Annotated in this window: 7 protein-coding genes; all 7 read left to right on the forward strand. The window is 40.6% G+C overall.

All coding sequences use genetic code 11. The features are described from left to right. Window positions 1-367 (forward strand): dockerin type I domain-containing protein (locus ACSQ8O_RS13145; protein ID WP_436242010.1); only part of this gene is annotated, 367 nt, incomplete at its 5' end. A gap of 107 nt (window positions 368-474) precedes the next feature. Continuing rightward, window positions 475-2,217 (forward strand): S-layer homology domain-containing protein, encoded by a 1,743-nt coding sequence (locus tag ACSQ8O_RS13150; RefSeq protein ID WP_436242011.1) that lies wholly within the window; start codon window positions 475-477, stop codon window positions 2,215-2,217. Window positions 2,218-2,435: 218 nt separating this feature from the next. Further along, on the forward strand, window positions 2,436-6,947 hold the full coding sequence (locus ACSQ8O_RS13155; RefSeq protein ID WP_436242012.1) for a family 43 glycosylhydrolase: 4,512 nt from the start codon (window positions 2,436-2,438) through the stop codon (window positions 6,945-6,947). A gap of 165 nt (window positions 6,948-7,112) precedes the next feature. After that, window positions 7,113-8,708: a helix-turn-helix domain-containing protein gene (locus ACSQ8O_RS13160; RefSeq protein WP_436242013.1), complete on the forward strand. Its 1,596-nt coding sequence runs from the start codon at window positions 7,113-7,115 to the stop codon at window positions 8,706-8,708. Window positions 8,709-8,796: 88 nt separating this feature from the next. Continuing rightward, window positions 8,797-10,068 (forward strand): ABC transporter substrate-binding protein, encoded by a 1,272-nt coding sequence (locus ACSQ8O_RS13165; protein WP_436242014.1) that lies wholly within the window; start codon window positions 8,797-8,799, stop codon window positions 10,066-10,068. Continuing rightward, window positions 10,065-11,825, forward strand: coding sequence for a cache domain-containing sensor histidine kinase (locus ACSQ8O_RS13170; protein ID WP_436242015.1), 1,761 nt, complete (start codon window positions 10,065-10,067; stop codon window positions 11,823-11,825). The genes ACSQ8O_RS13165 and ACSQ8O_RS13170 overlap by 4 nt, the downstream gene beginning before the upstream one ends. Next, window positions 11,822-13,327, forward strand: coding sequence for a response regulator transcription factor (locus tag ACSQ8O_RS13175; protein WP_436242016.1), 1,506 nt, complete (start codon window positions 11,822-11,824; stop codon window positions 13,325-13,327). Before ACSQ8O_RS13170 ends, ACSQ8O_RS13175 begins: the two co-directional genes overlap by 4 nt. Window positions 13,328-13,505: the final 178 nt, after the last annotated feature.

The following is a 13,505-nucleotide window of genomic DNA, read 5'->3' on the forward strand; positions in this document are numbered from 1 at the left end:
GTATGACGGTGCAGTCGTAGGAACAGCGGCTGGTCAATACCCACAAGCAGCCAAGGATGCATTCGGTGCAGCCCTCACTGCAGCAAAAGCTGTAAGAGACAGTGCAAGTGCGACACAGTCCCAGGTTGACAGTAGCGTAACAGCACTGAGCAGTGCAGTTGCTGCCTTCAAGGCAGCCGTAATTAAATCTGCTGACCTCAATAATGATGGAAGCATCGATGTAGGTGACCTTGCAATAGTAGCTTACAATTACGGTAAGGACTCCTATAGCACAGACTGGCCAACTGCCAAGAAAGCTGATATGAATAACGATAATAAGATCGATATTTTTGATCTTGCGTATGTAGCATCCAAGATACTTCAATAAGTGACCCACTCAATCGTAGTTGATCGTGATCGCTAAAAATTACTAAATCCAAGAAAAGGGCGATGGGAGACGTTTGTCTCCCATCCTTATAATGAGGGAATGTGAACATGAAACTCAAATTTCAATTATTCTTCCTAGCTATGATGTTCATTGCCACGCTGCTCCCTTTGACGGCTGCAGCACAAACAACAGATGAAGTTGTATTGCGCTCTCAGACTCCAAGTATCGAGTTAGGAAACAACGCTACGATTACCATTGCAGGCAAAGCACTTACAGACTTATATGCTGCCGAGATGGAATTAACGTATGATGAGCAGCAACTGGCGTATACGGGCTACACAAGCAGCCTGAATAATCAAGCATACGTGCTTGAACCTAAAGTACAAGGCAACAAAATATTGCTGGTTTTTACGTTAACAGGAAACAAGTCGGGACTAACTGGAGATAAGGATTTATTTACGCTTTCGTTTAAAGCTTCCCAAGCAGGGGCAGCTTCCGTTTCCCTAAGTTCTTTGACAACTATCAATAGTCAGTTGGAAAAAACGAATGGGAAGATGGGTAACGGAATTACATTGTCGGTTAATAATTCGAACTCTGGAACTAATCCCGGCACTAATCCCGGAACTAATCCTGGCTCCAACCCGGGTTCCCAAGGGGCAGAAAATCCGTCAACGCCGAATACCTCAGGTACATCTGTTTTGTTACTGGAAACCATGCCTGTTAATAATGGTGTTGCTTCTATTGATGTTGGGTCAAAAGCTCTTCTTGAAGCGGGCAAAAATTCCAAAGATGATTCGGTAACGATTAAAGTCAACTCAGGCTCTGACGTTAAGGAACTCCAATTGAATCTGCCGGCGATGGAGCTTCAACAGCTCCGTTCAGAATCGGGCGACGTAAAGACAGTAAAGGTTGAGACAAATCTTGCTACGGTTTCCATTAATCGGGATCTTCTTGATAAAAGGACCCTGTCAGATACATCTAATTTGCAACTAAGTATTGCAAAGGTAGACCCTGCCAACCTTTCGCAGGATATCAGAGAAGAAGTCGGAAGTTCTGTTGTGTACGATTTTAATTTAAGTTTAGATGGCAGTAAAATCACAAAATTTAACAAGAAAAGTATCCTAGTAGAAGTACCGTATACATTGGCACCTAATGAAAAGCCGAATCAAGTAGTCATCTACTACATAACGGAAGATGGTAAATTAGAAATTGTCAGGAATGGGAAATACAATATCGAAACAGGCAAAGTTCAGTTTCAACCTACGCACTTCAGCAAGTACACGGCTAACCATGTTCAGGTTTCCTTTAGTGACATGAATGGATATTCATGGGCAAACGAGGGTGTTCTTGGCTTAGCAGCTCGTGAAGTAGTAAGCGGTAGAAGTGAGGGTAATTTTATTCCGGCTGGGGAGGTAACAAGAGCAGAGTTCGTTAAGATGTTGATTCAACTCTTCGATCTAGCAGATTCTACTGCAACAGCAGCCTTCACAGATATTGAGGCGGGTGCATGGTACTACAATTCCATAGCCTCAGCACAGAAGATCGGCCTCGTTCAAGGCAAAGATGACGGCAGTTTCGGTGTGAACGACCAGATCAGTCGTGAAGATATGGCGGTGCTTATTTATCGGGCCTCCAAGATTATTAGTTCTACGACTGCACTAGCAAATGGTGCAACTTCAAATTTCCTTGATGGAGATCAAATCTCTACATACGCCAAGGATGCTGTTTGGGCTGCCAAACAGGCAGGCTTAATGGACGGAGTGTCAGAGGGATATTTTGATCCGAAAGGAAAATCGACAAGAGCACAAGCTGCTACGGTCATCTACAGACTCTATCAAGAATTGAAATAAAATTCATTCATACAGGCATCTGGCAATTATGTAGAAAGTATACAATTCCTTGTTGAGATGGTAATGGGTCCATGATGCTAACAAGCAACTGGGCCCATATCTTTAAGGTAAGGTACAAGAATCACTTTAATGAAGGGAAGAGATAAATGGAAAAAGGAAGGGTTGACTCAAGAGCTGCTTTAAAAGTTTCTCTCTGTCTTAGTCTGATAGTATCATCCATGCTTAGTTTTCATAAGAGTACCCAGGCTGCATCCATCCCAACGGTTAATATTGATTATAATATTGAAAAGCAGGAAATCGACGGCTTTGGTGCATCCAACGCTTGGTCGACAGGGATTGTACAAAATCTTGCAAACCCACCACAGAAGGAAATACTGGATGCGCTTTTTAGTACTTCTACTGGCGCAGGACTAAGTATGGTAAGAAACAGGCTTCCTTATGACATCGTATCGGAATCAGGCACATGGAATTGGAATAATTGGGATATTAATGGTACAACCTGGCTTTTTAATAAAATAAAAACGGATTATAACGTAACCAAATTTTTCACTACTCCCTGGACGCCTCCGCCGTTTATGAAGACTGGCAGCACAGGAACAAACGGAGAGATCGGTGGTAAGCTCAGAACTGATAAATATCAGGCATATGCTGATTTCTTAGCTGACTATGTGACTGGCTTTAAGACCAATAAGGGAATCGATATCTCAGCTGTATCTATACAAAATGAGCCAAACTATGCACCGAATTATGAATCTAGCAGTTGGTCAGCGGATGATTTTCATAATTTTGTAAAGGGCTATCTCAAACCTACTTTTGCACAAAAAGGTGTGACTGCGAAGCTTATTATGCCAGAGGGGTTAAATTTCAGTGAAGATCTGGCTGTTCCAACATTGAATGATGCCGATAGCAGGGATCGCGTAGACATTGTTGGTGTACACCAATATGCCGTAAATCAGCAGGACCCCAATCTTGGCGCGAAGTGGCTGACGCAAACAAAGCTTTATAATAAAAAATTATGGGTGACAGAAGCATCTGTAGGTGAACCCAATGATCCTACCATAAATGACGGTATCTATTGGGCGAAAATGATCCATAAGGATATGACGGTAGCAGAAGTAAATGCGTTTAACTACTGGTGGCTTTGGAATAACACAAAAGACAGTGTGAATTCTGTTGGAGATAAAGGCGCACTGATTACATTTCATACGGACGATAATGGTGCAGTCAAAAGTTACGATTTGAATAAAAGATTGTTTACTCTTGGTCAATACAGCAGATTTATCAGGCCGGGTTATAAAAGAGTCAATTCGGATGTAACCCCAGCAACGGGTGTATATACAACAGCGTATAAAGACTCTTCCAATGGAAAGTTAGTTATTACAGCTATTAATGACAATGACAATGACACTGCATTAACGTTCAATGTAAATGGTAAAGCTGTAAAATCGTTTACTACTTATAGAACTTCGTCTAGTGAGAATATTGCAAATTTAGGCGATACCACTGTAAATGGAAGCTCACTTCAAGCCACGCTTAAGGGGAAAAGTGTTACAACTTTCTATGCAGACGTTTATACACCGATTGCCAAGAACCCAATCATATGGGCGGATGTACCAGATGTTGATGTGATCAGAGTAAATGATACGTATTATATGACCAGTACTACCATGCACGTGAATCCTGGTGTTCCTATCATGAAGTCCAAGGATCTCGTAAATTGGGAAATCGTCAATTATGTGTATGATATTCTTGCGTCTACGGATAAACAAACGCTTTCGAATGGGCAGAACATATACGGGCAAGGCTCATGGGCAAGCAGTATAAGATACAATAATGGCAAGTTTTATGTGGTATTTGCTTCCAATGATACGGGTAAAACGTATATCTTTCAAACCACTGACATAGAAAAGGGCACATGGGAAAAGTATGAGCTTGCCGGTGGTGTTTATCATGATATGTCATTGCTGTTTGATGATGACGGACGTGTATATATGGTATATGGCGGTGGATCCATTAAGATTATTGAACTTACTTCAGATGCCACAGCGATCAAAGCAGGCGGAATGAATAAAACAATCATTCAAAATGCGAGCGCTCCCGGAGGCTCCGGTGGTCTTGGAGCTGAAGGCTCACACATTCATAAAATTAACGGTAAATATTACATCTTCAATATATCATGGCCATCAGGAAGCATTCGTACTGAATTAGTACACAGGGCTGATACAATAGATGGTACTTATGAAGGAAAGATTGCTTTAAGATCGGGTAGTACTTCCAACAGTGCTGGTGTCGCACAGGGGGGGATTGTTCAAGCGGCTGACGGAAAATGGTACGGCATGTTGTTTCAGGATTATGGGTCTGTAGGACGTATACCTTACATTGTGCCGATGACTTGGAGTCAGGATGGATGGCCTGTTTTCGGGGATGTCAATGATACTGGGATTCCTGCTGTACTTTCAAAATCCTGGGTTTCATCAGATAACTTCGATCAGAGAACAGAGAAAGTTGGAGCTTATCATACAGAGGTAGCAGGCGGAGAAAATGACTACAATGGGTCCAATCTCTCTCTCGTATGGCAGTGGAACCATAATCCTGATCATAGATTCTGGTCTCTTACCAATCGGTCAGGGTATCTAAGACTCACTACCGGAAGAACGAGCACTAGTATTCTTGATGCCAGAAATACGCTTACACAAAGAACGTTCGGACCGGAAAGTTCAGGAACCATTGCTATCGATGTTAGCCATATGAAAGACGGGGATTATGCAGGAATTGCCGCATTCCAACAGAACTACGGGTTTGTCGGTATTAAAATGTCCGGCACGACAAAGTCAGTTGTTATGGTGAATGGAAGTTCAGGGTCAGCAGTGGAAGTAGCAAGTGTCCCCCTTACTCAGAACACCGTATATCTAAGGACTGAGTTGGACTTTAAGAATAGGACAGATAAAGCAAAGTTTTATTACAGTCTTGACGGTGAGCGTTGGGCATCCATAGGAAATACACTTCAAATGCAATATACACTACCGCATTTTATGGGCTACCGATTTGCCTTATTCAATTATTCAACAAAAACAACAGGTGGTTACGTTGACTTCGACTATTTCAAATTAGATGACAAGTTGGTTGGTTCAAACTTTGATACGAATTTGAAGTCACTCCAGGTAAACGATACACAAGTGAATGGGTTTAGTCCAAGTGCGTATACCTATTCTCTAGATGTTCCTGCAGGATCGGTTCCGCCGCAAGTGACTGCTGCTTCAAATGATCCTGGCGCGAGTGTTACGATTATACAAGCATCGGCTGTACCTGGAAAGGCCACGGTGACTGTAAGCAGGGAAGGCTTACAAGCTACGGTATATACCATTAATTTTAATACACCAGCCATCGTGGCGGTTGAGGCAGAAGCTGCAGCAGCAAACTCAGCCAATGCCTATGTATTTGGCACCGCAAATGGCCATACCTGGTCGATTGTTGACGGCTTGTCCACGAAAGCTATGCAATTTAGTCCCGATGATGGTACTGCTGTCACACCAGGTACTGACGCTGCCAGCCTCGCTGCTGGTTCCCGACTGAATTACAAGATCAACTTTACGACTGCAGGAACCTACTATGTCTGGATACTTGCCAAGAGTCATAGTTTCCAAACGGACTCCGTCCACGTTGGATTGGATAATACGTATAAATTCACTTCCAACGGTATTCAGAACGTGAGCAACAGTCAGTTTAAATGGGTCAATCTCAGTAATGGGGGTACGCTTGTAACTGGTGGCACTCCATTGAATATTACCGCTGGTGTGCATGAATTGAACTTATGGGGAAGGGAATCTGGCTTAATTATAGACCGGATATATGTAACCACAAGCGATGCAACCACAGATCCTGTTTGGCCTCAGCCGCTTGTACCTACAGCTGCCATTTCAGCAGACAGCAGTGTGAACCCTGGAAGCAGCTTTACAGTGGGAGTTAGCCTGAACAACGTGACACAAAGTGTGTATGCCCAGGATATCACCCTGTCTTATGATTCCAACGTATTTGACTATGTGAGTGCGGCAGGTGCCAACAACAACATCCAAATCGTATCAGAGGATAAAGCCACCGCTGGGAAAGTTAGGCTCATTACCGCCAATACTGGAGGGGGAATATCGGGAGCCAGTACGCCGGTTCTAAATCTAACCTTCAAGGTAAAGGCTGGTGTTCAGAATACCAGTGGAACGATTGCAGCTACCCAGGCAAAGCTTGGTGTGGCTCCAGAGGGGACCGTCATTCAGGCGGTACTTGGCAGTAAGAGCATTTCAGTAGGCAATACTGAAGTGGTTGTAGATAAGACAGCGTTGACATCAGCTATTACGAATGCACAGAGTTTGTATGACGCAGCAGTCGTTGGTGCAGCGACCGGTCAATACCCGCAGGCAGCCAAGAATACATTCGGTGTTGCCCTCAATGCAGCGAAAGCCGTGAATGACAACCAAAGTGCGACACAGTCCCAGGTTGACAATGCTGTAACAGCACTAGGCAGTGCAGTAGATACCTTCAAGGCGCAAGTTAATAAATCGGCAGACATCAACAAGGATGGAAGCATCAATGTAGGTGATCTTGCGATGGTAGCTTACTATTACGGTAAGAATTCCAATAGCACAGACTGGGCGACAGCCAAGATTGCCGATATGAACAATGACAATAAGATCGATATTAGTGATCTTGCGGTTGTTGCATCCCAAATACTCCAATAAAAACTGATTGCCAGTAATGCCCTATCCCACTAGAAATCCTCATAGGGATAGGGCATTGTGGCTTGGAGCAAGCTCTCCTTGTGAAACCCTGTATTACTGAGGTGCTCTATTTTGTTTGTAGTGGAGGGGAAACATGTCTGAGACAGGCGATTGGAGTGAATTGAAGTGAAGAAAGTTTTCCTTGTCGACAATGACATCTTATTTCAAGAAACCTTTAGAGAAATCATCGATTGGTCGAAGGAAGGGTTTATTTACTCTGGAAATGCGTTAGATGCTGATGTTACCATACCGCTCATTGAGCAATTTCAACCTGATATTTTAATTACTGATATTTTAATGCCTTTCACGAACGGTCTCGAACTGAGCAGTATTATGCGACGTAAGTACCCAGAAATGAAAATTATTATTATCAGCGCTGATGCGGATTTTGAGTGTGCAAGGAAGGCTTTACAAATAGGCGTACAGGATTTTTGCATAAAACCAATTGGTGCTAATGAACTTTTAAAGGTCCTACGAAGTGTCAGTGAACTAGTTGATAAAGAACGGGAACTCAAAACTAAGGAACAGAAAAAAACATCATTTCCAGAATATAAGCTCTTAAACGATTTATGCAGTGGTTTCGTTACAGCTGCCGAAGTGATAAATCACAACGAATCGCTCGAATTAAATATTGTTGCCCGCTACTATGTACTAACCGTGCTGGACATTCGTGATAGGGGCATAAACAAACTTGAAGAGTTGAGGTCTTCTTCACTAGGAAATGAACTTTCGTTAGTAAATCGTTATAAGGAACTGGAACTAAGTAGCCAGACTATAATGTTTCAACGCAGTCGTTCCGAATTCATATGGATCATTAAAGGTGATACACTGGAGCAATTAAATCAGGATGTCCAAGTATTTAGAGATTTGCAATATGCTACTCAGAAAGAAATGAATACCTCCAATATCTTTATTGGTATTGGAAGTGTTCAGGATCGGCTCCAAAATGTACATTTCTCCTTCCTAGACGCCATGGAAGACGTTCACTGGCAAAGGTTATCCTTTCAAAATTATATAGCACTACAGGAGAACAATTCAGAAACATTAGACCCAACAGTGTTATTAAGTCAAGGTGCTTTTATCGATTTCTTAAAGGTCGGCACACTTCATAAAATGGAATCGTTTGTTTCTACATACGCTGCATCATTACGTGAGATTAATTGGGACACTTCCTCAAACGGATTCTATATCTTAAATAATATTACGATAGAAGCTTTCCGATCCTATAAAGAGATGTATCGCCACCTGCCAGATCCTGATAAATCACTTCACCAATTTCAGCGAATGATCGCAAGTATCTACTCATGGGAAGAAGCAAGCTCTTTTCTAATGAAGTTGATTGAACAATTTTGGTCCTGGCGATCACGAACATACGATAAATATAAGGATTTGATAACCAAAGTCAAAGAATACATTCAAGCAAACTTTGATAAGGATACGATCTCTCTACAAGTTGTGGCTGAATATGTCAAGTTGAGCCCTAACTACTTAAGTCGTTTATTCAGTCAGGAAACAGGTCAAACCTTTATTGAATACTTAACTCAAATTCGTATCTGCAAAGCCAAGGAGCTTCTCAAAAGTACATCATCCAGATCATATGAAATTGCTTTTCTTGTTGGCTATAATGACCCCTATTATTTTTCAAACATATTTAAACGCATCACAGGCATGACACCAAAGGAATTTAGAAATAGCGGAACTGAGTTATCAAATCTTATATAACGGCAAATATGTGTGCCGCAAACGAGACGAACTTCTCGCTTGCGGCTTCTTGTTAATGGATAGCAGTGAATTTAGGGGGATACCTTTAATGAAAAATAAGGCAGTTAATTTCTTAAATGGCGTATTTTTATTTTTTTTCTTTTTGCTTTTTTCGGGATGTAGTGATGCAATAGGACCAATTCATAAAAACGAAGAAAATGAAAGAGAAGAGCTGATGGTAACTATGTATATCACAGACCAGTCCGTTCAACACACCTATTTAGACATTTCAAAGACATTTGAGCAAGTACATCCTAATATTAAGGTGAATCTAATATTCCCAGGGTTTGACTATGAGGACGTGCTAAAAATTAAAATCGCATCTCATGATCTTCCCGATATTTTCGATACTCATGGTTGGACTAAGAGAAGGTATGGCAAATTGTTGATGGACTTAAGTGATGAGAAATGGGCGCATCAGCTCTCGGACTCAATGAAGATAGCCGTCACAGATACAGATGGGGCCGTGTATGCGCTGCCAATAAGTGAGGCAAGGGATGGATTATCATATAATGTAAATGTGCTTAAGAAATATCACATTCAAATACCTAGAACGTTTACAGAGTTAATGCAAGCTGCAGAAACGATTAAGCAAGAGAGCGGAGGTCAAGTCATTCCTTTCTTTTTTGCCGGTGCGAATAGATGGACAATTGGACAATATTTCGATTATATGGCCAATTCCCTTTATGTTTCAACTTCGGATAATGAGTTTGCCGAATTGGAGAATGGGATCCTAAATAAAAACAAATGGGTGTGGATCGCTAAAACATGGAAGGAAATGCTCCGAAAAGGATATATGAATGAAGATTTTGCTAAAGCCAAATATAGTGATTTACCCGAATTGTTTGCTACTGATAAAGTGGCGTTCACGTTTTCATCTCCTTCCTTTGCTAACGACGTCTACCAATTGAATGCGGAAACAGTAATCGGTATCATGCCGATACCAGCCATGCAGGAGTATGTTGAGCCCAGTTTTGCAGGAGGAGAAAGGAACACGATGGGGATATGGATAGACTCCCTGCACAAAGAAGCAGCAAGGTTATTAATTAACTTTTATGCCAAACCTGAGAATATGTCCAAGATTGCAAATGCGACTAAGCTTCCGTCAGGACTAAAAAATATACAGGCTTCACATGAATTTGTATCCTTTTATGAGAAATATGCGAAAACTCGTATTTTCCCTTACTTTGACAGAGTTTATTTACCTAGTGGCATGTGGGATATCATGTCTAACGAAGGGCTAGATGTATTAGTTAACCATATGAGCCCGGAAGAGTTTGCAGATAATATGCAAACGAATATGAAGAGGTTACGCCAATGAAATGGATTCACTCTTTTCGCTTTCAACTATCGTTCCTGTATTTGCTTACGATAATCGTACCAACGATTATTATTATATTTTTTATGCCGTATTATTTTAAAACGGTTATTATCAACAACTCTACGACGGAGACTAAAAGTATAGTGGCAGCCATGAGTCGTAATATTGAAATCTATTTGGACGATCTAGAGAAGCTGACCATCACGCCATATTTAAATAATGAGGTTATGAGAGCGTTATCGAACAAAGCGAATCATCATGGGGTAGAGGATACATACATAGCCTTGACGACAAGTCGTATACTTGACGTAAGTCTTAGCAGTTATATGAAGATGGCACGAACAGATATTTTGGGCACCACGATGCTTTTTAACGATGGCACAGCCTTTGTGAAATCAATAGATTTGTCTGATCCAGTAAAATCATATGCATTTGAAAAACAGCCTTGGTACAAAACGATTACGGAGGCAGATGGGCGAGTGGTGTATATTGGCACCCATAGTCAGGATTATTGGAAAGGGCATGAGTCGAAAAAGGTTTTCTCTGTCGCAAGAGTCATTAAAGAACCCGATACCCAACAAAAGCTGGCGATTATCATGGCGGATGCGGATACTAAGGTGTTTAAACGAATCATTGATGATACCAAATTTCAAGTCAATTCGATTGTCGCCATTTTGGATGAAGGGCAAAACCCATTGTTCACCAGCAAAACTATTAATGATAGCTTGCTAACTCAACTAAACGCTAACCAAGCGATCATAAAAGAAGATCGTAATGGTTCTTATTTTGTCATAAAAGGAAAGCTAAAACAGAACAATTGGCAAGTGATCGTACTATTGCCTTATTCCGATATTCAGTCCAAGTTCCGTTGGGTGTATGTGGTTGGTATCTTGTTTGGTATCGGCGGGCTTATACTGACGGTTACGTTATTTGCTATTCAATCCAGGAGAACTACCAAACCATTCCAAGAGATGACAAACGTGATGAAAAGGGTGCAAACAGGACATTTGGATAGGAGAGTGACTATTCGAGGTAAAGATGAGATATCTCAACTGGGCCAAGCAATGAACACGATGATCAATAGGTTAAATGATCTTATTGAGAGGGAGTATAGGACTCAGCTAGGATTGAAAGAAGCGGAGCTTCGATCCTTGCAGTCACAAATCCAACCTCACTTTTTATACAATGTCTTAAATGGGATACTTGGACTTAATCGAAAGGGTCACAAGGAAGAGATAGAGTCAGCTATTTTGTCGTTAAGCCATATGATGCGTTACGTACTCTCGAATAAAGATATGACGCGCTTAAGCGAAGAGTTGGATTTTCTAAGGAGCTATTGCGCGCTGCAGAAAATGCGACTTGGCAGTCGAGGTTTTTCGTATCGGATTGAATGTGAACCCGAGCTGGAGTCTATACAAATTCCTAAACTGCTCTTGCAGCCATTGGTTGAGAATGCAATCATTCATGGTATTGAGCCCTTGTATTCCCCAAGCGAATTATTAGTAACAGCATGTTTAGATAAAGATGAAGCTAACAGATCTTTTGTGAATCTAATTGTAGCGGATACAGGCATAGGTTTTGCAGAGGAGAAATCGGTTAAAGGGAATCATATCGGTTTACAGAATGTAATCAACAGAATGAAACTAACATATCCCGGATCTGAGATTAATATACAGAGTGTGCTGGAGCAAGGAACTGTTATCAAACTGACATTACCGGCCAAAGGAATAATCGAAGAAAATGAGGTGAAGGTATGAGAATTGTAATTGCAGATGATGAATATTGGGCTCAAGAATATTTAATACAAATTCTTTTAAATGGCGATCCATCATGGACAATAATCGGTAGAGCCTTTAATGGTAAAGAACTGTATCAACTTGTATCGGAACTTAATCCCGATTTAGCTATTATTGATATTAAAATGCCGGAAATGAATGGACTGGAAGCCTACAAGGCTTGTAAGCTTAGTTCTCCTGATACACAATGGGTAATAATTAGCGGCTATGAAGAGTTTCAGTATGCACAGCAGGCGATAAAACTCGGAGCTCACGATTACTTGACTAAGCCTGTTAAAGCATCAAAGTTAGCGAATATAGTAAGAACGATTGAGGAGGAGTTAGAGCAGGGTCTAGCTGTCCTAAAGGATCACCTAAAACGCAGTGTAGAGAATGCTTTCAATGAGCGAATTGAAATTATGAGTCAAAATGAAGTACACACAGACAAATATTGTTATCAAATTGCTTTATTATATGTGGACAGTAGTTTAGAAAAAGAACTACAAACAGATTTAAATCAAGAATTCAATAGAAAATTAAAACAGTTCTTTACAGGTAACGGAAATATAACTTTAGGGGATTTGAATTATTCAGTACAGAATGGAATTTTTTGTTTGATACAAATACTTAGGAAGGAAAAGGAGGGGAGGTCTTCAATGCAAAACTATGAAGCACAGTTTGAGGAATTCATACGTTCAGAATCAAAACCAGATTGGGCAATAACGTTGATTGTACATGATCGTGAACTTGAGTATAGCGAAATCGCTCTTTGGATCAAAGAGGTTAATAAGTTATCTCATCTTCGAATCTTATTTGGCATAAATCAGGTATGGAAAATGAAGGTTTTAGCTCGTATAGCTCATTATGATTCGCATTACGTTCATTTTTGCTCTATGGTTACTGATTTTGTGAACGACTATACAAATAATAGGTGTGTCAGTATAGAGAAGTGTAACGGATTGCTGAATCAACTCAAGATGGACAGATTGGAGGATGACCCCGAGAAAAAACGGAAACTTCTTGTATACTTACAGACAACTTTCCCATTTATATTCAATTTGGACGAGTCACCTTCCAATTACTTAGTTAATCTCATTCAGAAATTTTCATCAAAATTAGATGTTGTTGATAAAATCGCTAGAACAAATGATTTCCTCTTCCAAGTTCAGCAATATATCGCCGAGAATTATATGTATAACCTCAGCATAACAGAAATCGCAAACAAATTTCATATTTCCCCCAATTATTTGAGTACATTGTTTCATCGTAATGTCGGTATTTCTTTTATTAAGTATGTAACAAACCTCCGAATTCAAGAAGCTCAAAAGTTGCTAGCTATAACGGACGAACCTATTCAAGTAGTGGCCTTGAGGGTCGGATATACAAGTCAAAGTCATTTCATTAAAACGTTTCGTGAGTATACAGGCTACAACCCTTCTGAGTATACAGGAAGAATCATAAAAAGAAGTTCCAAACAAGAATAAAGTCGTTTCAATGCAAATTATTCAGTATAAATGAGCAATTCAATTGTAATTTTCTAAATGGATACATGCATGTATCTTCGATATATTTTAATTGTACAATTTGAATAAAGGGAGGTATAGGAAGGAAAAGTCATGCTACGATATTGAGTTTATCGAGGAAGGGCAGGCTAACAGTACT

It is taken from the genome of Paenibacillus sp. LjRoot56 (assembly GCF_964253335.1).
Taxonomy (GTDB): Bacteria; Bacillota; Bacilli; order Paenibacillales; family NBRC-103111; genus Paenibacillus_E; species Paenibacillus_E allorhizoplanae.

Bases quoted from the DNA above. Each gene is read 5' to 3' on its own strand.
- ACSQ8O_RS13150 (WP_436242011.1), top strand. From the start codon at position 475: ATGAAACTCAAATTTCAATTATTCTTCCTAGCTATGATGTTCATTGCC.
- ACSQ8O_RS13175 (WP_436242016.1), top strand. From the start codon at position 11,822: ATGAGAATTGTAATTGCAGATGATGAATATTGGGCTCAAGAATATTTA.
- ACSQ8O_RS13170 (WP_436242015.1), top strand. From the start codon at position 10,065: ATGAAATGGATTCACTCTTTTCGCTTTCAACTATCGTTCCTGTATTTG.
- ACSQ8O_RS13155 (WP_436242012.1), top strand. From the start codon at position 2,436: ATGCTTAGTTTTCATAAGAGTACCCAGGCTGCATCCATCCCAACGGTT.
- ACSQ8O_RS13165 (WP_436242014.1), top strand. From the start codon at position 8,797: ATGAAAAATAAGGCAGTTAATTTCTTAAATGGCGTATTTTTATTTTTT.